The organism is Moritella marina ATCC 15381 (assembly GCF_008931805.1).
Lineage (GTDB): Bacteria > Pseudomonadota > Gammaproteobacteria > Enterobacterales > Moritellaceae > Moritella > Moritella marina.
In genome coordinates, this window is sequence record NZ_CP044399.1 from 4402213 (window position 1) to 4425046 (window position 22834).

At 37.5% G+C, this 22834-nt stretch carries 17 protein-coding genes and 1 pseudogene; 11 read left to right on the plus strand and 7 right to left on the minus strand.

Features of this window, described 5'->3' with window-relative positions; genetic code table 11:
* Positions 1–144: 144 nt before the first annotated feature.
* The 8 genes and pseudogenes from dnaB (at position 145) to FR932_RS19910 (ending at position 10867) form a co-directional block, all read left to right on the plus strand.
* Positions 145–1572, plus strand: coding sequence for a replicative DNA helicase (dnaB, locus tag FR932_RS19875; RefSeq protein WP_019442171.1), 1428 nt, complete (start codon positions 145–147; stop codon positions 1570–1572).
* 9 nt (positions 1573–1581) lie between these two features.
* Positions 1582–2655: an alanine racemase gene (alr, locus tag FR932_RS19880; RefSeq protein ID WP_019442172.1), complete on the plus strand. Its 1074-nt coding sequence runs from the start codon at positions 1582–1584 to the stop codon at positions 2653–2655.
* 350 nt (positions 2656–3005) lie between these two features.
* Positions 3006–3653 (plus strand): TetR/AcrR family transcriptional regulator, encoded by a 648-nt coding sequence (locus FR932_RS19885; RefSeq protein ID WP_019442173.1) that lies wholly within the window; start codon positions 3006–3008, stop codon positions 3651–3653.
* Between the two features lie 89 nt (positions 3654–3742).
* Positions 3743–3850 (plus strand): annotated as a pseudogene (locus FR932_RS19890) (radical SAM protein); the annotation flags it as partial.
* A 123-nt stretch (positions 3851–3973) separates the two neighbouring features.
* Positions 3974–5365 (plus strand): gamma-mobile-trio recombinase GmtY, encoded by a 1392-nt coding sequence (gene gmtY, locus FR932_RS19895; RefSeq protein WP_019442174.1) that lies wholly within the window; start codon positions 3974–3976, stop codon positions 5363–5365.
* A gap of 94 nt (positions 5366–5459) precedes the next feature.
* Entirely contained in the window at positions 5460–9632 is a 4173-nt protein-coding gene (gmtZ, locus tag FR932_RS19900) for a gamma-mobile-trio integrase GmtZ (RefSeq protein WP_019442175.1), read from the plus strand.
* Entirely contained in the window at positions 9629–10282 is a 654-nt protein-coding gene (gene gmtX, locus FR932_RS19905; RefSeq protein WP_019442176.1) for a gamma-mobile-trio protein GmtX, read from the plus strand. Before gmtZ ends, gmtX begins: the two co-directional genes overlap by 4 nt.
* A 177-nt stretch (positions 10283–10459) precedes the next feature.
* A complete protein-coding gene (locus tag FR932_RS19910; protein ID WP_019442177.1) occupies positions 10460–10867 on the plus strand; it encodes a hypothetical protein in 408 nt (135 codons plus the stop codon).
* A 30-nt stretch (positions 10868–10897) separates the two neighbouring features.
* Here the strand turns inward: FR932_RS19910 and cap3 are convergent, their stop codons facing one another.
* The 5 genes from cap3 to FR932_RS19935 all read right to left on the minus strand — a co-directional run bounded on the left by cap3 (position 10898) and on the right by FR932_RS19935 (position 16702).
* On the minus strand, positions 10898–11362 hold the full coding sequence (gene cap3, locus FR932_RS19915) for a CBASS system CD-NTase/cGAS isopeptidase Cap3 (RefSeq protein WP_019442178.1): 465 nt from the start codon (positions 11360–11362) through the stop codon (positions 10898–10900).
* Complete coding sequence (locus tag FR932_RS19920; RefSeq protein ID WP_026032206.1) at positions 11355–13118, minus strand: E2/UBC family protein; 1764 nt, start codon at positions 13116–13118, stop codon at positions 11355–11357. The genes cap3 and FR932_RS19920 overlap by 8 nt, the downstream gene beginning before the upstream one ends.
* Positions 13119–13120: 2 nt before the next feature.
* Positions 13121–14416 carry a CBASS cGAMP synthase gene (locus FR932_RS19925; protein WP_019442180.1) on the minus strand — a complete coding sequence of 432 codons (1296 nt, stop codon included), beginning with the start codon at positions 14414–14416 and terminating at the stop codon, positions 13121–13123.
* An 18-nt stretch (positions 14417–14434) separates the two neighbouring features.
* Positions 14435–15508, minus strand: a complete 1074-nt coding sequence (locus FR932_RS19930) for a CBASS cGAMP-activated phospholipase (protein ID WP_019442181.1) — start codon at positions 15506–15508, stop codon at positions 14435–14437.
* Positions 15509–15799: 291 nt separating this feature from the next.
* Positions 15800–16702: a radical SAM protein gene (locus FR932_RS19935; protein WP_026032207.1), complete on the minus strand. Its 903-nt coding sequence runs from the start codon at positions 16700–16702 to the stop codon at positions 15800–15802.
* A 290-nt stretch (positions 16703–16992) separates the two neighbouring features.
* On the opposite strand from FR932_RS19935, the gene FR932_RS19940 reads away from it, so the two are divergent.
* The gene (locus FR932_RS19940; protein ID WP_019442183.1) at positions 16993–18123 is read left to right on the plus strand and encodes a hypothetical protein; all 1131 of its coding nucleotides are present in this window, start codon (positions 16993–16995) and stop codon (positions 18121–18123) included.
* 268 nt (positions 18124–18391) lie between these two features.
* On the opposite strand, the gene FR932_RS19945 is transcribed toward FR932_RS19940, so the two are convergent.
* On the minus strand, positions 18392–19762 hold the full coding sequence (locus tag FR932_RS19945; protein ID WP_019442184.1) for a DEAD/DEAH box helicase: 1371 nt from the start codon (positions 19760–19762) through the stop codon (positions 18392–18394).
* A 4-nt stretch (positions 19763–19766) separates the two neighbouring features.
* Positions 19767–20072 (minus strand): hypothetical protein, encoded by a 306-nt coding sequence (locus FR932_RS21765; protein ID WP_240532428.1) that lies wholly within the window; start codon positions 20070–20072, stop codon positions 19767–19769.
* 358 nt (positions 20073–20430) lie between these two features.
* Here FR932_RS21765 and FR932_RS19955 point away from each other — a divergent pair, with 358 nt between their 5' ends.
* Positions 20431–20745 (plus strand): helix-turn-helix domain-containing protein, encoded by a 315-nt coding sequence (locus FR932_RS19955; RefSeq protein ID WP_019442186.1) that lies wholly within the window; start codon positions 20431–20433, stop codon positions 20743–20745.
* A gap of 163 nt (positions 20746–20908) precedes the next feature.
* Positions 20909–22738 (plus strand): ATP-dependent nuclease, encoded by a 1830-nt coding sequence (locus tag FR932_RS19960; protein ID WP_019442187.1) that lies wholly within the window; start codon positions 20909–20911, stop codon positions 22736–22738.
* The last annotated feature ends 96 nt before the right edge of the window (positions 22739–22834 follow it).

The window sequence follows — 22834 nt, forward strand, 5'->3', positions numbered from 1 at the left end:
CTCGTGATGAGGCTTTTTTATTAACCAAAATACCGTTAAACACTCCTTCGTTTAAATTTTTACTACTTCTCAGGTTATTTCATTTCCCCTACAGGGATATTTTTAGGATAATGGTTAATCACACTAAATTTCGTGAGTGCTAGCATGGCCGACAAACGTCAAAATCAGTTCCAAAATCAGTTTTCAAAAGACAGAAATAAAAAAGACAGTGCTGTTGATGCGCTAAAAGTGCCGCCGCATTCGTTTGAGGCTGAGCAGTCGGTTTTAGGTGGCTTATTTATTGATAATGAAGCCTGGGATCGTGTAACCGAATTTATTGTGGCGAAAGATTTTTACAGCCGTCCGCATCAGCTTATCTTCGAAGCAATGGCTAAGCTGGTGGACCAACATATTCCACTGGACATTATTACCGTATCTGAATGGTTAGATAACGAAGAACTACTTGATGATGCAGGTGGCTTTGCGTATCTGGGTGATATTGTTAAAAATACCCCAAGTGCGTCGAATATTACCGCTTATGCGAATATCGTGCGTGAACGTGCGGTCATTCGTGAACTTATTGCGGTGGCCAGTGATATTACTGAATCAGGTTATGAGCCGCAGGGGCGTAAAAGTACCGACCTACTTGATTTAGCGGAAAGTAAAGTATTTCAAATCGCAGAATCAAGGCAGAGTGAAGGCCAAGGCCCGAAAAACCTAGAAAGCGTACTGCAAGAAACCGTTGATAAAATCGAAGAACTTTATCAAACGCCGCATGATGGTGTGACTGGTGTTGCCTCGGGTTATAACGACCTTGATGGCATGACGACAGGCTTTCAACCGTCGGATTTGATTATTGTTGCTGCCAGGCCGTCGATGGGAAAAACGACTTTCGCGATGAACTTGTGTGAGCACGCGGCATTGAATCAAGACAAACCCGCGGTTATTTTCTCGCTGGAGATGCCTGCAGAACAGATCATGATGCGTATGCTCGCGTCACTCGGTAAGATTAACCAAACCAAAGTACGTACCGGCCAGTTAGATGATGATGATTGGGCGCGTTTATCTGCGACCATGAAGAGCATGCTGGAGCAGGGTAAAATGTACATCGATGATAGCTCTGGTTTGACACCGACCGAGGTGCGTTCACGCTCACGTCGTATTGCTCGTGATCATGGCGGTATCAGTATGATCATGATTGACTACCTGCAATTGATGCGTGTACCGGCATTAAGTGAAAACAGGACCTTGGAAATCGCCGAGATATCGCGTTCATTGAAATCCCTTGCTAAGGAACTTAAATGTCCTGTTATTGCCTTATCACAGCTTAACCGCTCGTTGGAGCAACGTGCTGATAAGCGACCTGTTAACTCGGATCTACGTGAATCAGGTTCTATTGAGCAGGATGCCGATTTAATTATGTTTATTTATCGTGATGAAGTTTATAACGATGACTCGCCCGATAAAGGCACCGCCGAAATCATTATCGGTAAACAACGTAACGGCCCGATTGGTAAAGTTAGACTGACCTTTAATGGTCAATTCTCCCGTTTTGATAACTTTACTGGTCCTGCTTATGATGATGATTATTAAGGAATAGCTATGCGTTCAGCAACGGCTGAAATATGTTTGCAGTCATTGCAGCATAACGTTAAACAGATAAAAAGCATTGCCCCAAACAGTAAAATAATGGCTGTTGTCAAAGCGAATGCTTATGGCCATGGTTTATTGGCTGTCGCGAGAGCATTGAAAGCAGTCGATGCATTTGCTGTTGCACGTGTTGAAGAGGCATTAACGTTACGTAGTGGCGGCATTGTTAAACCTATTTTGTTGTTGGAAGGTTTTTTTTCAACAGATGAGTTACCGATCTTAGTTGCCAATAACATTCAGACATCGGTGCATATTGAACAACAATTGGCTGAACTTGAAGAGGCGGATTTGGATGCGCCGATTCATGTGTGGTTGAAAATGGATACTGGTATGCATCGTTTGGGTATCCGCCCAGATAACTGCAAACGTGCGATTGAGCGTTTAAAGAATAATACTAATGTCGTGCAACCAGCTCGCTTGATGACGCATTTTAGTTGCGCTGATGAAGTTGATCCAAGTATTACCCAGCGCCAGATTGATTTATTTGATGAATTAGTCGCCGGTGAAGAAGGGGAACATTCGATTGCCAACTCTGCTGGTGTATTAGCGTGGCCAACAGCACGTCGTGAATGGATCCGTCCTGGTATTATGTTATATGGCGTATCACCGATGATAGGTGCTACCGCAGTAGAACATAATCTCAAACCTGTGATGACATTAACCACAGATTTGATTGCTGTACATGATATTAAGCAAGGTGAAAAAACCGGTTATGGTGGCATTTGGAGTGCACCTGAAGATACGCGATTGGGTGTTGTGGCTGTCGGGTACGGTGACGGATATCCACGCATGGCACCTGAAGGTACACCTGTTTTAATTAATGGCCGTATCGTACCTATTGTTGGGCGTGTTTCGATGGACATGTTAACGGTTGATTTAGGCGCTGATTGCCAAGATCAAGTGGGTGATAAAGTGATCATGTGGGGCGCGGGACTGCCAGCTGAATTAGTGGCTGAACATATAGGTACCATCGCATACGAACTCGTTACTAAGCTTACGCAACGGGTGTCGCTTAAATATTTATAAAAATTAGTTAATTGTCATTGTGATGTTACCGCTTTGTAAATTGACGAAAGTTAAGCTATATCAAGCTATTATGTGCATAAATAACAGATGGTCATGAATATTAATGCAGTAAATGATGTGTTATCAGCATTTATTATCTGCATTTTGTGAATTAATTAGGCTATTATAGTATAGAGTTATGACTCTATATACTCAATTAGGGTTGTAACAACACCGATAATAGCAAATTATCGTGTTATTTCGGCGATATTTAGGGAATAAGTGTAAATTTGATTGATGTAACTAAAGGTTATTATTAAGCTTAGTTTATCCCACTTTATATAATTTAATTTGTGCAATGATGAGGGCATATGACAGAAAATAACACGACGCAAAGAAATCTTCCTCGGCAGGAAAGAAGCCTTGAAAGAGTAAAGCAAATTATTGATTCTGCGGCAGCTTTGTTTGATGAAATTGGTATTGCTAATGCTACGCCTTCTGATATAGCTAAAGCATCGGGCTTAACCAGAACATCGTTGTACCGTTATTTTCCAAATAAAGCATCGATAATTCGTGCTTTAGCAGAGCGCCATCTGCAAGCACTGCAATTACGGTTCTCGGCTGTACCAAGTGATTTACCGCTTGCAGAACGCATTGAATTGGTTATTGAGGTATACGCTGAATTTTACCGTAAAGAACCGGGTTATATGGCTGTTTGGTCGGGTGTAGATTCATTACCTGAGCTGAAAAGTATTGATCAGTCTGCGCTTGATTTTCATTCTGCGGTTATTCAAAAGCAAATGGAAAGTATCGTGTCTGATGAGATTAGCGCTGAACAGATTAAGATGATCTCGGTTATCTTACCACGTACTGTCGGCTCTATTTTGCGTCTAGCAGTACAAGAGCCTGAATCAGCAGATAAATACGTTCGTGAAGCAAAAGTGCTAGCGACGGTATATTTGACTCACTATGCACATATTTCTGGTTATGATCTTAAGAGTCACTTAAACGCAGAATAATCGAATAAATTAGCAGTGTTGAGCTCATCACACTGCTGCCTTCCTTAAATTAGCAGCGGATGCTTACCCTCAAATAATGGAACTGTTTTATGCCTATCTCTTATGTTGAACCTGTATTTCGTCCGCCGAGTGAATGGCGTTCATTGATCTTACAAGTCGCAAATGGTTGCTCTTGGAATAACTGCACTTTTTGCGATTAGTTGGGGTATCACAAATATAATATTTCAATGTAGTTTAGGGATATTTGAATAGAAGATCTTGTGCTAACTTTATATTACATGCATGTGTTTAGTGTAAAAGTGTAATATAAGGAATGGGCAATGTTAGCCTCTATAATATGTAAGTCTGTCATCACAGTTGATAATACCGGTAGTCAAATTGAGTTGCCTGTTGTTATCACTGGTGAGGGCATCCTCGATAGCTACCTACGCTATTTGAAGAAACACAGCAATAAAAGTCAGACCTGGATAAATGCATCGGCTCATGCAATAAGATTACTACTTGATTATATAGATGCGAATGATGGTTGTTTTGAACATGCCCGTGAGATGTTCAAAAGCTTTGCTGACTGTCTTTATACTGGCACTATTGATGAAGAGGGTCATGATCCGTCTAACCTGCGCTGGCAACCTCGTCGCGTTATTAACGCCGATCGTATTGTTTACTACATCACAGAATATTCTGATCATCTTGCAGATATACTTGATAATAATAATCTACAGTTAAATCCTTTCCGTAAAGCGACAAAATTTGAAGAAAAGCTGAATTGGGCTGCTAGTTCGCATCGACTAAATAATTCTTTTCTATCTCATCTCTCATCAAAAAGTCGTGATGAAGAATCGATGAAACAATCTAGGGTTCATAGAGGCAGGGCTAGTTATTCTGGTCAGCGTCATGATCTTGAGCAAATATACGCATTTCCCGAATCTAAATTTGATCCATTAATAAACATTGGCTATTCAAGGCCAAGCATATCTCCGACTGCACCAGATGAACAACGATTAGAACTTCGGAATGTATTGATATCTTATCTTATGTTTTACGGTGGATTACGTATAAGTGAATGCTTTCATATCTGGGGTGATGATATTCAGATAAATGCTATTACGGGTCAATCAAAGGTTAATGTTTATCAGCCATCGACAGGTACTTCACCTAAATTTTATAACACATCAGGAGTTACAGATAGACAAACCACTCTAGGTCTTTATTTCGGCTTCAAGCCTCGAACACATTATAGAAAAACTAGCTGTATGTATGCGGGTTGGAAGAGTCCTGCTGTCGATAAAAATGGCGCTCGATTTGTGCATTGGTTTCCACCTAGCAAAGGCATCGAGTTTGCAAATTATTGGCGTAGTTATATGAAGATACAACGTGTTAATCCACCTGAAGATAATATGCATCCATTCGCATTTACGAATGCGCAAGGAGCTCCTTACTCAATGTCTGCATTCAGAGAACGATATCAAGTTGCACTTCATAAGATTGGCATGACGATGAGTAAAGAATTAGGCACTTCACCGCATGGACTGCGCCATTCATATGGGCAGAGAGTTACTACAATGCCTCTAGGCGATGGTATTTCAGAAGCGGAGCATCGTATTATGATTCAAAGAATGTTAGCCCACGTATCTCTTGACTCGCAGGAAAGCTATAAACGATTTACTGATGAGCAAATTACAGAAATGCTCGATAAGGTCGAAGAATCTTAATCATATGATTAAATGTAGGGCGTATATAAAAATATTAATAATATTTAAAATCATAAAGTGAGTGTTTAAATTGAAGCGTAAAAATAGAAACTGCATGTATAAAACACTATTAGAAATTAGAAATGCGATAGAAATTATAAATCGTGATGTCGATGAAATATTGATAACAGGGTATACCTCATATAGTAAAAACTATCGGCGCGATAATCTCTTACCCTCTCGAATAAATCATGTTTGTACACATTCGGAACGATCTAAATTTATTGCTGAATATGCCAGTGAAATTAAGGTTGAGCAAGGGGGGGTAAATTTATGGGATGCATTATTGAGGCGTAAGGTTGTGGATATAACGCTCGAGTATGTACGTGATGAAATAGAATTGATAAACAGCAATGCTAGTGAAGTATTGATAACAGGCTCGTCCACGTATGTTAAACACTATCAGCGTGCGAAGTTCTTACCTCGTAATATAACTGAGGTATTTACACATTCGGAACGATCTGAATTCATTGCTGAATACGCTAATGAAATGAAGGTTGAGCAAGGGAGTGTAAATTTATGGGATGCTTTATTGAGGCGTCCCACTATTAATATAACACTCGAATATGTACGAGATGAAATAGAAATTATAAACAGTAATGTAAGTGAAGTATTGATAACCAGTTCTGTTTCGTATAGTAAAAACTGTCAATACGGTAGATTCTTACCTCGTAGTATTCCTAAGTTTTTTACAGGCTCAAAACAAGCTGAATTCATTGCTGAATATGCTAATGAAATGAACGTTAATAAAAGAAGTGTGGGTTTATGGGATGCTCTATTGAGGCGTCAAGTTGCGGATGTAACACTAGAATATGTACGAAATGGGATAGAAATCATAAATAGTGAAGCCTGTGAAGCGTTGATAAGCAACTCTGCCTCGTATGCAGAAAACTATCATCGCAATAAGTTCTTTCCTAGTACTATAGTTCAGTTTTTTACAGGCAAAGAACAGGCTGAATTCATTGCTGAATATGCCAATGAAATGAACGTTTTTAAAGAGAGTGTGAATGTGTGGGATGCTTTGTTAAGACGTCCTGTCATGGATGTAACACTCAAGTATGTACGTGATGGAATCGAAATCATAAATAGTGGCGCCGGTGAAGATTTGATAACAGGTGTGTCTACGTATACTGAAAACTATCAACGCGTAAAATTCTTACCTGGTAGTATAAATCATTTTTTTTCAGATTTTGAAAAAACTAATTTCATTGCCGAATATGCCAATGCATTGAACGTTGATAAAGGGAGTGTAAATTTATGGGATGCCTTGTTGAGGCGTCCGGTTGTGGATGTAACACTTAAATATATACGTGATGAGATCGAAATCATAAACAATGAGGCCGATGAACTATTAATAATAGGTCATGACTCTTATATTGAAAACTATCAGCGTGCTAAATTTTTACCTTCTACTATACCCCTGGGTTTAAAAAAATTGGAACAAGCTGAATTTATCGCTGAATATGCTAATGAAATGAACGTTAATAAAAATAAGGTGGGTTTATGGGATGCTTTATTGAGGCGACCGATTGCAGATGTAACACTCGAATATGTGCGTGATGGGATAGAAACCATAAATAATGATGCTGGTGAAGTATTGATAACCGCTTCTTCTTCATATGCTAAAAATTATCATCGCAATGAGTTTTTTCCTAGCACTTTAACTCAATTTTTTACAGACTCGGAGCAAGCAGAATTCATCGCAGGGTATGCCAATGAAATGAACATTGATAAAGAAAATGTTAGCTTATGGGATGCTTTATGTCCTCAGCGGAAAGTAAAATATACTCTAGAAATGATAAAAAAATCTCATCCTAAATGGTTTCTATATTTTTCTAGTTTTATGGCTAACCAAAATAACATATCTCAAAAAGAGCGTGTTTTTAAAAATTTCATTCAATATTTCATTGATGAATTTGGCTATTCACTTAACCCGCTAGTTTGCCTATCTCAGAAAGAAAAGAAGATAGATTTAAATGAGTATGAAAGCTTTTTTTCATCGTTTGGAGAATCTTCGAAGAAGATATTTCATACAATTGTAGTGGAATTTATTGATTTTATCATCGCCGATTTATCCGGATTTGATAATGATACAGAAGAAGATGAAGCACCTCTTTTATCAAATAAATTTAACTATTTTGAAAGTGATCTGCTTCATATTAAATCACCAAAATTTAGCGAGTCAAATAAACCAAGATTGGCTTTTTCATATATAGTAAAAGCACGTGAATGGATATTTCCTGACAGTTGTAATAATTTTACTGATCTAAAGCACCTACATAGCCTTGTAGATCAAGACTGGATTGAGGTAGAGGAATCGCAGATTAATGCGTTGGATCTTAACTGTGTTTGGCGTCATCGAAAAAAAGATAATAAAACAAGTAGAAAAAAAGATATAAACAGCGGTAGAAGCGTTGAGTTTGTATATGAAATATGGATGCCGACACGATGGATTATGCTGTACACATTATTACAGGTTCCAATTCGCGGTGTGCAGGTCACAAAGCTCGACTCCGGTGAAGCAGATAGTTATCTGCCCGTTATCAATAACGGTGAGATGGAATGGATTAACAACCCATCTAAATTGAACTCTGGAGTAAAAGAATCTTTTATAAAGCGCTATCCAGGCGACCATGCCGGTATGTATGTTACAACAAATAAAACATCATCATCACAAGGTGGTTACGCTGTCCCTTATATCCCTTTTGATTTGTGTAAATGGATCATTCAATTTCGTGAATTTCAATCTACTTATAATCCACTGGATAAACCTACGCTGTGGACGGAAATTAAACTACGTCGAAAAACCAATACTAAAAAATTAAAAAGTATGGGGTCTCAATGTTTTTTATTTCGAGAGATGGGCGATGTGACGCCAATGAATGAGGCTGTATTTAAAAATGCTTTTGCATTTGTTTTAGCTCAAATTGAAACAAAAGACCTTAAATTAACGAAGAAATTAAACGATAAAAATACTTTGAATAGTTATGAAACTGTTTATACACCTCACTCCCTTCGTGTCAGTCTTATTTCTGCTTATATTACCGATGGTAAAATCCCAATTGAAGTGGTGAGTAAAATTGTAGGTCATCACTCGTTAATGATGACAATTTACTATACAAAAATAGGAGGTGGGCAGTTTCGGCATTACCTCGAACAAGCCGAAAAAAACATGCTTAAAGCCAGCGGTGATAATTTGGCTCTCGAACTACTTGAGAAGCAATTAGAGAGAGCAGATGAAAACCTTATTTGTAATACAAAGGGTGGGGTTGAGCAATTTACAACAAACTGGCCTACTTCAAGTTACTTTATTTCAGACATCGGTATATGCCCAATGGCTGGTACTGGCTGTAATGAAGGAGGTAAAATTATTGAGTCTACAAAAACAAGGCTGCTCTATGCTCCTGTCCCGCAAGGTTATCTTGGTGAGCGTAATTGCCCTCGGTGTCGTTTTTTTATGACCGGCGTTGGATATATACCGGGCCTTGCAGCCGTTATGCACCGGATTCAAACTGAGTGCGGAAGTCTGAATGAAAAACAGAAAGAATACACAATAGACGTTAAAATACTTGAAGATGAAGCATATGATTGTGAACTGGAAGATATACCATTCACAAAGAGGTTAGAACTTGCGAAATCAATACAAAACAAAGAAGCATACGCAACAAGATTGAATGCTCATAAAGATGATATTGTTGCTATTGCAAGGCTTGTTGAAATGTCCAAATCTCTCGTTAATAAGTCTAATTCAAAAAATAAACTCGCATTAGTTATAAATAATAGTATCGGGGAAATAGGTATTGAATATAACGATTCAAGTGAATTTGAACTCTTTGATACAGTTTGCCAGGACTCAGAAATTTATTCGATAGTTGATGCTGCAAATGTTACCCCACGTAGAACGCAGTTAATTGATGCAATGCTACAGGCAAATAATGTAAGTAGCGCATTGTTCAAAATACCTGTGCAAGAACAGCTTAAAATTGGTAATCAAGTTACTCAGTTGTTGTTAAAGCGTCTTGGGTCATGGGATAAATTAAACAGTGTTGCCGAAGGCCGTACAAGACTAAATGAAAATAGCGCATCAGTCGTGAATAGTAGTTCAATGAAAAGTATAACGAAGGAGGTTCAGCTGCTAATCGATAACGCCAAGTGTAGTGGACTGCAATTAGCAACTAGCACTGCGACTAACGATGACAACGTTATTGACGTTAAGGAAATCAAATGAAATTGGATGAAAAGCTTGAAAAGTTGGTGCTTGAATCAACGGCTAAAACAGGTAAGTCATTAACGACATTGCATAACATATGTAAAGAACAGTATGAGCGAGGGTCGTTAGACTTTACGATCGCAACAATCGGTCGTTTGTCTGGGGAGGTTGGTGGGCCAAAAGAGAATGCGATACGTAACAAAACCCGATCGGGTGATAAATACAAAACGTTACTCGAAGCCTGGCAAAACGAATATAAGAAAAAGGCAAGACCACGAGCTATAAGAAAGAAAGATCAGTGGGCAGAAGATATTCAAGATCATCAAACTCGCTGGTTAGCCTTGGATTTGATTAATGAAAATCGTAAATTGCATGCCGAAAATCTAAAATACAAAGAAGTTAAAGTATTGCAAATTGATATGCGTAAACCACCACTTACGACAGGTAAAACGATTGCTGCGAGAGAAGAAAAAAAGGCAAATATTGAATTTACTGCAAGTGAATTGAAATCACTGAGTCATGCGATATCTGAAGAGTGCTTTGATGCGTTTGGATTAAGTAAAGATTCTCGTGGCAGGGTTGCTCAAGATGGACAAGAGATGTTTAAGGTGGGCTTTGTTGGAGCAATTGAAAAAATATTAGATGCGTATGCTATTGAGGAGAAATGATGGCACTTCTTATTAAAGTGTAAATAGTTGGTTAAGCTGGATCTCCTTCGCAGTTAGGGTTTTCCAGTATGCCTTGTCCTGAAAACTAATGTGCACCTTGATTTGTTAAGGGTGCTGCATGTTTCATCTTGATAATTTAAGCTTACTAGTAAGGTGAAACATGCAACAGGTGGTAATATGTTTGAAATTAAGCAAAGTGAAATTTTTTATGTGTATAACAAAGTGAAGCGTGATTTGCCTACGGCCTGCATTTTTGATACTGACTATGAACTTATTGCTAAAACGGAACCGTTGAAAGCTATTGTAGATTCCTCTGAAGATGAAGCAGTCTCTTTGTTGACGGCATACGCTGAAATGCTGGTTAATAATTTAGCTCCCGAATACATAGCTTCATTGTGTGCTAGCTTACGTAGTCACCGAAGTCGAGCTAAGCGTCAGCATACAAAAGAAAAGCCTACGAGTGTGACGATAAGCGCTGCAACACAAGAGAAAATAAACAAACTACGGACTCAGTTGCGAAAAGATGGCAAGAAACTAACTCAGGAACAGATAATTGTAATGGGACTGGAAAAGTTGGGTCAATAAAGTGTACAGACTCATATAAATATAAGCATGTTAGGCCTCAACTTTTTCCAAAATATTGATTTTTGTTCTTTCTTTTTTACCAAGCCAAAAATCTTCACGACCTACAATAAGCATAAGCATTGGTTCATCTGCAATAATATCTACCCAAGAATTAGAATCTGTAGGTGATGGAGACGGTATATCTTCAGGGTGGGTATGCCATTCACCTAAGTATTGCTGAGTCCCTTCAGACTCAATGAATACATTTTCGACTTTAGATTGGTGATGACTTCCTTTTCGATTAACTCGATACCTTTGACGAATATCTCCTAAACCTGGTTCAGAAAGATCGCAAATGACTAAATGTGGTCCTCGGCGTTCTCCAATAAGAACACCTGCGGATTCAGGAGTCTGTCGGTGGAGCTGACGATATACTATTAATCGCTCTACTACGTGTCCCATTATCACTACTAGGTGACCCTTACTATCATTAAAGATTAGCTCTCTATCATTCATTACAAATACTACAGTTTGAATTGTGTTTAAGAATTCGAGGTTTTTTCGAACGAGATCCATCTAACATATGTTCACTATAATTCCAAGGTAGCACCTGTTCAAGAGTATTCAATGCAGCTTCTTGTGCTAAAGCAGCTGTAATATGACTTACTGCAGCATCATAAGGTGTATAAGTACTACCACAGCTAATCTTTCTCTCTTTTTCTTGATCAATATTTGTAAAACGAAGGTCTATACCATTTCGATAATTAGCTGGATCTGAAGTCATACATCCATAACAACAATCACCGTTATCCACTAATACCTTTGATGCTCGTCCATTACCATCATTAAAAGCATGGATAATAACTGGCCTTTTCTCGGGTTGTACAGTTCTCACTACCGCGGCAAGGCGCTTAGACACTGGTGGGCGGCCTGTTGCATCTATAATTACGTCATACTTTTCTAATATGTTTGATTTAATAGGGAATTGAGTGTCGATGCCCTTGATGTTATTTGCTATATGAACAGACTGCATTAAATTCTCGGCCAACGCTGTAGCTTTATATTTACCAAAATCATGAGCGGTCAATGCATTCCGAGCAAAATTGTGAGGACTGAAAGTATCGTTATCATAAAGGTGCCAATATTTGTCTCCACAACCAGCACCACTGCGAAGAAGTAACCCTGCTATATAACTGCCAATCGTGCCACATCCAATAAGAGCAATTCTCTTTTTACTTAAATTTCCAATATTAGGGCGTGGTAAGTTACGACTTAGTAAGGTGTCTCTATCGGCTCGAATAACGCTTAATCGTTTAAACTGATTGCAGGCCTGCTTTCCACTTAATTTTGCTATCAAATGCTGCATAGATGATTTTTTTGATGCGTTTTTACTATGACGCCGATAACTCACAGCTGCAGCGTTTAGCTCTAAATAGATCGCTAGCTCATCTTGTCCTTCAACGTCAAATAATAAAAGGTGTCGTTTTAATTGTTTACTTATTAATGAATTTGCAACATGGTCTCGTGCAGAATGGTCTACTTGTTTAAGCCAAATTAGAACCTCGCGAATATTTTTTGGAGGCCAATTAAGACCAGCTAAACGAGTTGGTCTTACAGATATATAGTGGGTTGAAATCGATTGTTCTTTTAATGACCTTTCATTAAAACCTCTTTGAATCAACCATTTGGCAAGTTCTTCTCGTTCTTTTTTTTGTGTTGATGTAACGGATATGTACTCCCTGTACGTATTGCCATTACTTAATTCTGATTCAGCCAACATAGTAGTTAGTGAAGCCTTTTTTGTCGGACGAGTTAAAAGGTATAAATTATCTTCTGATTGCCAATAAGCGCTAAACTCTCCCTCTAGCTCTCGATCATTTGGATCTCCGCGTTCTGCAGATGCCACTGCATTATTTAGAGTAAGCTGTATTTGTTTATCTACGTCACAATAAGTGTCATCTAGATTATTCGAATTCCAGTCGGCCTCCATTTGTGTTACATAACAGAGAAAACATCCAAAATTAATATGAGGAAGTAACCGACCTTTATACTGGTCCGGTATTTGTAAAATATACGCAAAAGGTAGTTGTACATAAGGATCATTTTGAAGAATTAAAGCTATCGAGAATACTCCTCCGTGAGTGGAATATTCTTTTACGTAATAACCCTTACGACGATCTTGAGTATCCAGTAGTATCTTATCCGGCATCTGTTTTGCTGGAGTATAGCGAAACCCGCTTCTAAGCAATATTCTGTGTAATTCTTGATTCACGCTCAACCACTCACCATTGTACTATTTATTGTTGTTGCACTCTTTGCTGAATTAGGTTCATGAGTAAAAGCTGGTGCCGCTTTTGTTAACACTATAAGATCGCTATCTGTAACACGGTGCCCGAATGCTTCATTAATTATTCTTAATGCTTCTGCTTTAGATAAAGCCGTTTCAGCTCGTAATAAAATACCAGATAAACATTCTAATCTACCCATGATATCTATCTCTCTGGCTCCGTGTTCGGATGACGGTGGAAACAGAAGTTTTTCATCGGTATCGTCAGGGCTCTCGATCCCTTTAGCAAACTCTTCAGGTAGGTGTTTTGCCATTAGCTTCATTATTTCTCCAAGATCATTATCTTCATGAGAAACTCTATTGAGTATATTCACTGTAGCGGCCATCAAGCTAATTGAAGATGGACCTCCGACTTCCCACTGCGCATCTCGCCAAGCCTTCATAAAACGGGAAACTTTACGAAGGTGTTTACCAATACGAGAACAACTATCATTAAACCAGTCTTCAACAATTTTCGGATCGCTATTCATCCATTTAGTCTCACCATCTCGTAGAGCTAAATTGACACACTCAGACTCAATTTCGTAAGATTCACTATCTACAGCAAATGATTCGCTTTCACATGAACCAAGAATAAGATTATTATTTATAGCTTCCAAAGCTATCTGTTTTTTCAGAAATTGATCCTTTGGGATTGCATACATGGGAACGTCAATATGAGTATTTTCACCCCTAATTTTTATTCGGCCGCATGTTCTCTTTGCTTCAAATGTCCAGCCACTGTTTTCTGCTTCAAGTGATTTTAACGATGCATCGACTAGAAGAATTAGCAAGGTATGCCCTATTTTTGGCTCAGATTCAAAAATAGGCATTGGCATGTAAGTGCCATCATCAATATCCATTTCTTGTCCAGGATGAAATGGGCGATTTAAAGTGTCATATTGAAAACTACCTTGCGTCCAGAAACGAGGCGTAAGATTCATAAATTCATTTCGAGCTTCATCATCCATATTGTAAATCAACAAAGCTATTTTTCTTTTTTCATCATCAGAAAGGTATTTAATTTTTGTTAATGCTAGTTTTCCCTCGATGCTATCGAGAGTTTGTATACTACGATTAACATTTTTAGCTATACTCTTAGCTTCTTCAAAAATGTCTTTTATTCTAGAGCGAACAATCTGCCGTAATGCTTTAAGTTTATTTTTTTCAATATCTGTAAGAACTAATTTTCCAATCAGGCCATCTTTTCGATTTGTGTAGTAGTGGTGGAAGTTCCAAGTCATTAGTCGTTATCCTCAAGTTTATTTAAACGGGCTGGCTGGAATTTTGAAGAACTCTTGCAATAATTTGTTTTTAGTGAATTCTTCAGTAGCTAGTTGCTTACCTCGACTTGCTAAGTTTCTAAGTGTACTTTCTGAGGCATTATCTAGGGTGATATCACCTGCAGCTTCGTTCGGAATAGAATCATCCAAATATACATAGTTTTCAGTGGCATTATGCGTTGCAAGTTCTCTCAATAGCATAGCTTTGTGTAGTTGCTGATTAGCTGTCATCGTAGTTTGAACTAACCTTTCACCAATGCCCCACAACCCTAAATATCCATTCCATTTTTTTGTTGCTAAGTTAGAAGGGCTTATAGCGTACTCTTCGCCTAATGTTCCAACATTTAAAATTCGAACATCACTAACTTTTGCATCAGGAAAATCAATTTTCATATCTCGAAATACTTCATGCAATCCTATGAAACTTGGGTTATTGGCAACTAAGCCGCCATCTGCAAAATAAGCATCTAGATCTTTACAATAATGAGGCAAGAAATATGTTGGTGCGGCCGAGGTTGCTAAAGCAGCATCGAGTAACTTTAAACGAGCATCTCTAGTAAAATCAGGGTTATGCGGTGTCTTAAAAAATTGAGGTTTACCCGTAGATAAGTTGACAGCGGGAATCATAACTCGACGATTCAAATCATTAAAAGTCATGCTTTCATCAATCATGCTTGTTATCGTATCAGCTAATGGTTTGCTATCGTAAAGTGGGCGAGTCAATAAACGATAACTTCTACGAGTCTTTGGGAGTAGTTTGGGATATTTTTGTTCCGGGAAAATCAAAGCCGCTTGTTTACGAAATACTTCCTCTAATTTTCGAGCACTCTTACCTGCAGCCAACCCTAAAGCTAGAATACCACCAATAGAAGTGCCTGTGATGAGATCGAAGTAATCTCCGATTTTAACGTTATTGATGCCATTCTTGTCTTCTATAATACGTTCAATTTCCGCAAGTAAGCTGATAGTGAACAAACCTCTTGCTCCACCACCATTTAAACTCAGAATTCTAATTGGAACTTGAGAATCACTTGCATCTTCAGGCTCTGACATATTGATTTCCTTAATTAAAATATCCAATAAGGATTAGGTTGGGCTAGATAGTTAAAAAATCAAGAGTGTAAAGGGGCTTTTGTTGTACATTTTGTTTGTAAATTGATCTTTGTGGTGGGTGGTGTAAGTTTTTTTGGCAATTCTTAAAATTGTAGTGCTGTGGCTTATACGTTGGCATAGCCAGAAAGTGGTGTTGCATGCAACACCATTTAAATATTTAGTTGAAAACTAAAATTGTCAATCGACGTTAATTCTGTAGCTTAAAGTAATATTGTATTGTTAGACAATAACTTACAACCCTCGCTGCCATTCTTGGCGCAAAGGTATCGCTCCTGGTTGTTGCTGTGCCAGCTGAACCTTTGCAAGTAACTGCGCTTTATCCTGTCCCAAAGTACCTTTTAATACCAAGTAATTCGAAGCGTGATCAGAACGGAATATTGTTTGTTCCAACTCCAGCGTAGTCAAAAGTATTTCCATTTCTTTAAACAATTCTTGTTGGCGTAACTGGCGGTAAGGTTGTCGATTTTCTTTTAAGAAATTTGCAGCGAATCGTTCTTCACCAAATGGGAAGCTAACAACTAAAGTAGACAAATAATCTGGCTGAGTTTCATTCATCAATCGAGCTGAGTTAATGGCATGCTGCTCAGAAAATTCAGGGCCACCTAAACCGTTCAAAATCATGACCGAGCTTTTCATACCAGCTTGCTTGATTTTGTTAAGGGCAACAACTGAACTTTGGTAGGTTTCGCCTTTATCGATCAGTTTTAAAACCTCATCATCACCGCTCTCACAGCCTACATAGACGAGCTTAAGACCCAATGCTCTCAGTTCGGTTAGCTGTTCGACTGTTTTATTCGTTAAGTTGCGAGGTAAGCAATAGCTAGAAACACGAGTCACTTGAGGTAGGTGAAGCTTAATAAGCTCAAGGATCTGTTTTAGTCGATTAAATGGCAGCATCATAGCATCGCCATCGGCTAGAAAAACACGGCCTGTGGGTAAGCCTGATTGGACTACGCTTAAAATTTCTTTTTCTATCTGATCAATTTGTTTAGGTTTAAACTTTTTGTTTTCACCTTCATACATCGAACAGAACGAGCACTTATTCCATGAGCAACCATTCGTCACTTGTAAAATTAAGCTCTTCCATTCGCTTGGTGGTCGAAATACTGGTTCAATGTAATCTATAGGGTACATATCGATAACTTATTAAGACAAAAAATCAATCTTAAATCATAAAGGGTTAATTTACGATTCTTAGTTTGATAGGAATGCTAACAGGAATTTGAGTACACTAAATTCTAGCTGGTTTAAGTCAGTAAATAATGTCGATTAACACTAATTTTCAACACGCTTATAAGAATGTAGTCCTTAAGTGGTACTTCGGGTTTTATTAATACCTACAACTGGTTAATAACTCTTCTGTCATGGTTTAACGTATTGAAATTTATGTTAAACTTGTGTTTTTAATATAAGGATGCTCTGTTTTGAAAACGTTAGCGTTAACATTAATATCTACATTTGTATTGTTTGGCTGCTCATTCAACAACCCTGAAAAGCAACTATTAATTACTAATAGCATGAAACTTACAACTGCTGAGATCGACACTTCAAGTTTAAAATATGACGCAGTCGTATTTAACAAAGCTTTGAGAGCTACGTGCTTAGATCTTGCTGATGAATATGAAAATGAATATATTATTCTTTGTGATCGTCGAAGTGGGGATCTTACGATTGCTGAATTTAAGATATTAAGTAGAGAAAATATTGATATCGACAGTTCTTCTTACACTAGAAAAATTGTACAGAGAAACCGAAAAAATAAAAAAATAATACACGACCCTATTTTAAATAGAACAGCGCTTGATACTCTTACTACATTTACAGCGAAATACGATGCCCGTATGGAGTTCAACATTCATAATATAAATGACTTTTATCAATCGGGGTTAGCTCTTCGAAATGTTGATTATGAGGCTAAATTCAAAAAAGAGGTTGGTAATTTAATTCCTGCTAATATAGTGGATTATGGTTCGGTAAATAAAGCAATCGACAAATATTTTAGAGAGGAGTATAGGACTCGATTTATTGATAACCGAAGAGATGATAACCTTAGGTCAAAAGAAAATCATTTGAATAACGCATATTATGAGATTAAGAGATTGTTTCATATATATAGCCATATAAATATGAGGTATAAATTCTGTTCAAATAACGGTGAATCATTGGAGGTTTGCTCTGTTACAGGCTCACCGTATACTAAAGATAATTATTTTGAAAACAATGATTTGAAATTGTCTTTGTACTACAGTTCTGGTGTGAATAACAATGTAGTCGAGGTGGAAAATAAGTCAGACAGTTATATAACAATGCTAAATCTAGATACTTTATTGGGAGGGCGATACTATACTGTAAACTTACCGTCACCGGCATTACCTCCACGGTCTATTAAGCAATTTATATTCAATGATAATACCTTCAGACCTTCTTTTACCGTGAGCAATAATCAGGATAGTATTTCTTATGGATTTACAGCTCAGTATAGAGTTAATGATAAAGTGGGCTTATTTAATGAAGTTAAGGAATTTAACCCCATCAGAGCTGTGAAAAGTAAATAGATTATTCTGATTACTACCGAACCTCAATCAGATATCAAGGGAAATGCTTTTGATTAATTACATGGTAAGCATCGTGTATTGAATTTGCCACATTGCTTATCATCTTTAACTCATTTTAAATAAGTCCCTCAACACTCTATAAGTTGTGTATTAGCATGGAAAATTAAGCCTTCTTATTGGAGGTTGCTCTTTAGGTACATAGTTAATATACGCTGCCGTGGATCAAGGCGATAATATTTGAAGTCAAGAAACGCTACGAAGAGTAAACCTAAAAAACTGAAATTAGACGCTGTTTAAATGTTCCTAACGTTAAAACAAAATCTTGAACGTTTAATTTGGAGTGATTTATTTCGAGTCCCCATTCAATGTTTACGTTAAGTTTGTCTACCGCTGTAGTTGAGTTTGATTTACCGGCATTAGCCCCAAGGATATTATCGATATCAAAATCCTGCTCAGTATTACGGTCTAATCGTATAACGGTATTATTGTCTGGCAGGTCTTCAGCGATGCGCTCTGCAAAAGATGATAACTGACTCTCTGCAATGGTATACAACCATGCCTCTTGGTTCTCAGCGTCACTTATACGCAATATTCGACCTAATACCTGCCTGAAGTACAATTCGGTTTTAATATGGCTTAAATGACAGCACACTTGCAACCGTGGAATGTCAGTTCCTTCAGATACCATCCCAACACTAACAATCCACTTAGTATCACTTGTTCTAAATCGCGTAATCTCATTAAGGGGATCATCGTGCCGATAAGTAACGATCACAGCTGATTGATTGAACTCATTCTGTAATAACGATAATAATTCGTTGGCGTGTTCAACTGATGATGCAACGACAAGGCCACCTGCTCTCGGGTTTAGCTGTCTTATTTCAGCTAGTTTATGGCAACTTAGCCCTAGTAAATACAGCATTGCTTCACGGTTGGTTATGATCGCTGAATAAGGAATAGACTCATTCATTAGTAGCTCTTGAATGGAGTTAAAACACTTATCTTCTTTATTTGAGCTCGTGATACTTAAATCATCATTATCAACCAATACAATCTTTGGAGATCGGCAAACACGGTCTTTCACAGCTTCAGATAAACCATAAATAAAGTCACATTGGATTGCCCCGTCGGGCTTAGAATACCTCGCTAATGAAATAGGCTGAGCATCTGATCGCCATGGTGTACCCGTTAACGCTAGCGTGAAGGCGGCGTAATCTTGGATCTTAGTTAGTATTTCCATTCCCCAGGCATTTGCTTCAATAACACTGTTACCTGAACAATGGTGTATTTCATCGAACACAACTAATACGCGATAACGTTTAAGTAAATCCCAAAACTCATCATTCATATACAACATATTTTGATACGTATAAGAACCCCCAACTGAGCCAATACCACCATTAAAGGAACAGCTTAATCGCCACGAAAAGGTACTTTTAATACTTTCTGCCACGGCTAAGGATGGGGAGAAACATAAGACTAAATCTATATAGTCTTGTTGCTTTAGTGATGACGCAACTTCAGCGGCCATTACCGTTTTACCTGCCCCAGGTGTAGCCAAGCATAAAAAGTGAGGTTGTCCTGAAGTGAATTTATTTAATGCTGCATTTAAGCATTCTGATTGCCAATTTCTTAACATTTGATTATGCGGCCAATTCAGCGGTGTTTAGTACTTTTGTTAGGGCATTTACTTTGCCAAGCAATTGAACTGAACGCTCCCGAGTTTCTAAGTAAAAGGGTTTGAACAGATCATTTTGTTTCGGAAAGCGTTGCATTAAATCTTTAAATTCTTCGACCTCACTTAATGAGATAGCCAGTTCTGCTTCATATGTTTTCTTTTCTTTGGATAGTTCATAGAGGAAATTAGTATTGTTTTCGCCTTTTTCATTCGGTAATAGTTTTACTTTCGGTTGTTGTGTTGCTGGTACGTCAGCACTGGATTTAATCACAAAATTAGCAGTAATAAATTTTTCTGATTTGATGTACCGGCTATTTTTTACTTCCGAATGAGTATGCTTTATTAGTAGTTTTAGCTTGGTTAGTTTACAAATTACACGATAAATACATTTACGAGTTTCAGTCTTATCATTAAAAAATCTTGACTCATACATGAGCGCGTCTCGTATTTCTGAAACTGTAAAATTATTTATATTTACTACTATCAATAAATTATATACATCAGGATGCAGTGCTATAGCTCTCGCCATTATTAAAATCTCAAAACTAAAACTTAGGATTGCTAAGTATACAGTAATCAGTAAAACTTAGACAATCTAAGCTATTCAGGATTACTAAGATGAAACACCTGTGGTCAGAGAAAACCCAATCCCAATTCGCCTTAAACAAGCGCGTAAAAAAGCTAAAATTACCCAAAAGGATTTGGGTATTAAAATAGGTATGGAACCAAGTTCTGCAAGTGGACGTATGAACCATTACGAAAAAGGGCGTCACACTCCTGATATCACCGCTTTGCAGCGCATGGCTGATGAGTTAGGCGTACCACTTAATTATTTCTTTTGTGAAGATGATAGTGCTGCTGAATTAGCGTGCTTGATTGATAAGATGTCAGAAGGTGAGAAGGAATTATTGATTAGTAAATTACTTAAACATGGGGCAGATTAAAGAATCTATTTTATAGATAGCTATCCAGCTAGGCTTGTATGAAGTATGAATAATTATAGTCATAACAGTTTGAAGTTATTATAATTATATTTGTGATCGAGTAAATAAATAAAATTATTGATAATGTTAACATATGCTTCTGGCTTCATAAATGAGCATATAAATGGCTGTAAAATTAGAAAAACTGATTATCAAGAATTTTCGAGCAATTGGATCGATTGCTGTAGAGATTGAACTTGACGATATTGTCATTCTTGTAGGGGGGAACAACTTCGGTAAAAGTACCATTTTACAGGCTTATCATGCCGCTGTTAACGGAGAGAAACTTTGTATAAATGACTACCATAATCGTGAAGTCGATAAAGCAAAGTTACCCACGGTCGAGATCCACACAAGATGCTCAGGCGAAGATAAACCCAGCGAGCATTTTTATACACCTTTTGAAAATGAGACAATTGATAGCTCTTACTTAATTAAAGAGCAGTTCACTTGGCCTACCAAAGATAAAGCACCTGTTCGAGTCGGTTTCTTAGTTAAAGAAGATCGATTTGCAAACGAGAAAGATAAACCCAGAATGCCTTGGTCAAACGACGGCGCCTCACGAAAAAATAGACCCAAAGCGCACTTAATAGGAACATTTAGTGATCCACAAGAGCAATCCGATGCGATTCAGAGTATTTTGGTTGATGTATTCTTAGAAGAAAAAGTGCGAAGCTTTAAACCTAAAAATCAAGATGCTAATTATCAATCTTTATATGAACAAATGTCATCTTTAAAGAGTGAATTTATTGAAAGTTCTAAGACTGGGCTGGATCAATTAGCCGTTGATATCTCAAAATATGCTTCAAAAATAATACCAGACCATGAACTTAAAATAAGTGTTAATGAAAAAGATATTAGTGAGTCAAACCTGAAAATTTTTGATTCTTCTGAGGTCGAGGTTAAGTTTGGTAAAAATGATCAATTATTCCCTATTAGCCATCATGGTAGCGGTGCTAGGCGAACGTTACTTTGGTCTGTTTTAAAGCAGATTGCTGAAATGGGGTATGAGTCAACAAGTAAGAAAGTGAAGTACACCAAATTAGGTGATTACAAGTCTCATTTATTACTATTAGATGAGCCAGAATTAAGCTTACACCCATCTGCATGTCGAGATACAAGAGACATGCTTTATGATCTCGCAGAGAATAACGATAACTGGCAAGTAATGGTTACTACTCACTCTCCAAGTTTTATCGATTTAACACGAGACCATACTAAAATTATCCGAGTTGATAATAGTATGGATAATGTTGTTGCAACGACTATCTTTAAGCCAGATCTTGTTACCTTCACTGAAGATGAAACCGAGTCACTGAAGCTACTTAATCTGCTTAATCCAGATGTGATGGAATTTTTCTTTGGTGGTAAAGTTCTTCTTGTAGAAGGAGACACAGAATACTCATCTTTCGGTAAAATAATTCAAGATGCTAAAGAGCGTGGTGATAAAACTTTAGATAATTTGTTTATTTTACGCTGTAGAGGTAAAGTGCAAGTCGCTATGTTTATGAAAATATTGAATCACTTTAAAAAAGAATATTTTGTACTTCATGATATAGATTCTAAACAAATATTGAAGAACCGGTGGTTAAAAGATGGTAAGGGCGGTAAGAAAAAAGAATTAAGAATAGAGGTTAACCCCGCTTGGAGTAACAATAGTAAAATTCTGGAACAAATGTCTGAATATAGCAAGGTATATGGTTCTGTCATTGATTTTGAAACAGCTTATTTCGATGAAGGTATTAGCTCTGGAAAGCCTGAAAATGCTATGACTAAACTTAAAGATCTAGGTATCTATGAAACAGTTAATAGTTTACTTACAGCTATTGTGACTGGTAACGATCAGTTATTACCTGAAAACGTGATTAAATGGACTAAATTAGCTGAAATTAGTGATAAGTTTGATACATTCGCAATTATTAATCCAGAAGTAGTACCTAAGCTGCCTAATTAGCAATACCATTAACGCTTGCTTCCTCTTGGTTGTGAGCGTTACAGAATATTTGTGTCTGATAGGAATAGTTCGACAAGATGATTTTGTATGTTGTTA

Excerpts from the sequence above, each read along its gene's own strand:
- FR932_RS19945 (WP_019442184.1), bottom strand. The coding sequence starts at position 19,762 with ATGTTAAGAAATTGGCAATCAGAATGCTTAAATGCAGCATTAAATAAA.
- cap3 (WP_019442178.1), bottom strand. The coding sequence starts at position 11,362 with ATGAATGATAGAGAGCTAATCTTTAATGATAGTAAGGGTCACCTAGTA.
- gmtY (WP_019442174.1), top strand. The coding sequence starts at position 3,974 with ATGTTAGCCTCTATAATATGTAAGTCTGTCATCACAGTTGATAATACC.
- alr (WP_019442172.1), top strand. The coding sequence starts at position 1,582 with ATGCGTTCAGCAACGGCTGAAATATGTTTGCAGTCATTGCAGCATAAC.
- dnaB (WP_019442171.1), top strand. The coding sequence starts at position 145 with ATGGCCGACAAACGTCAAAATCAGTTCCAAAATCAGTTTTCAAAAGAC.
- gmtX (WP_019442176.1), top strand. The coding sequence starts at position 9,629 with ATGAAATTGGATGAAAAGCTTGAAAAGTTGGTGCTTGAATCAACGGCT.
- FR932_RS19930 (WP_019442181.1), bottom strand. The coding sequence starts at position 15,508 with ATGTCAGAGCCTGAAGATGCAAGTGATTCTCAAGTTCCAATTAGAATT.
- gmtZ (WP_019442175.1), top strand. The coding sequence starts at position 5,460 with ATGTATAAAACACTATTAGAAATTAGAAATGCGATAGAAATTATAAAT.
- FR932_RS19925 (WP_019442180.1), bottom strand. The coding sequence starts at position 14,416 with ATGACTTGGAACTTCCACCACTACTACACAAATCGAAAAGATGGCCTG.
- FR932_RS19885 (WP_019442173.1), top strand. The coding sequence starts at position 3,006 with ATGACAGAAAATAACACGACGCAAAGAAATCTTCCTCGGCAGGAAAGA.
- FR932_RS19960 (WP_019442187.1), top strand. The coding sequence starts at position 20,909 with ATGGCTGTAAAATTAGAAAAACTGATTATCAAGAATTTTCGAGCAATT.
- FR932_RS19935 (WP_026032207.1), bottom strand. The coding sequence starts at position 16,702 with ATGTACCCTATAGATTACATTGAACCAGTATTTCGACCACCAAGCGAA.
- FR932_RS19910 (WP_019442177.1), top strand. The coding sequence starts at position 10,460 with ATGTTTGAAATTAAGCAAAGTGAAATTTTTTATGTGTATAACAAAGTG.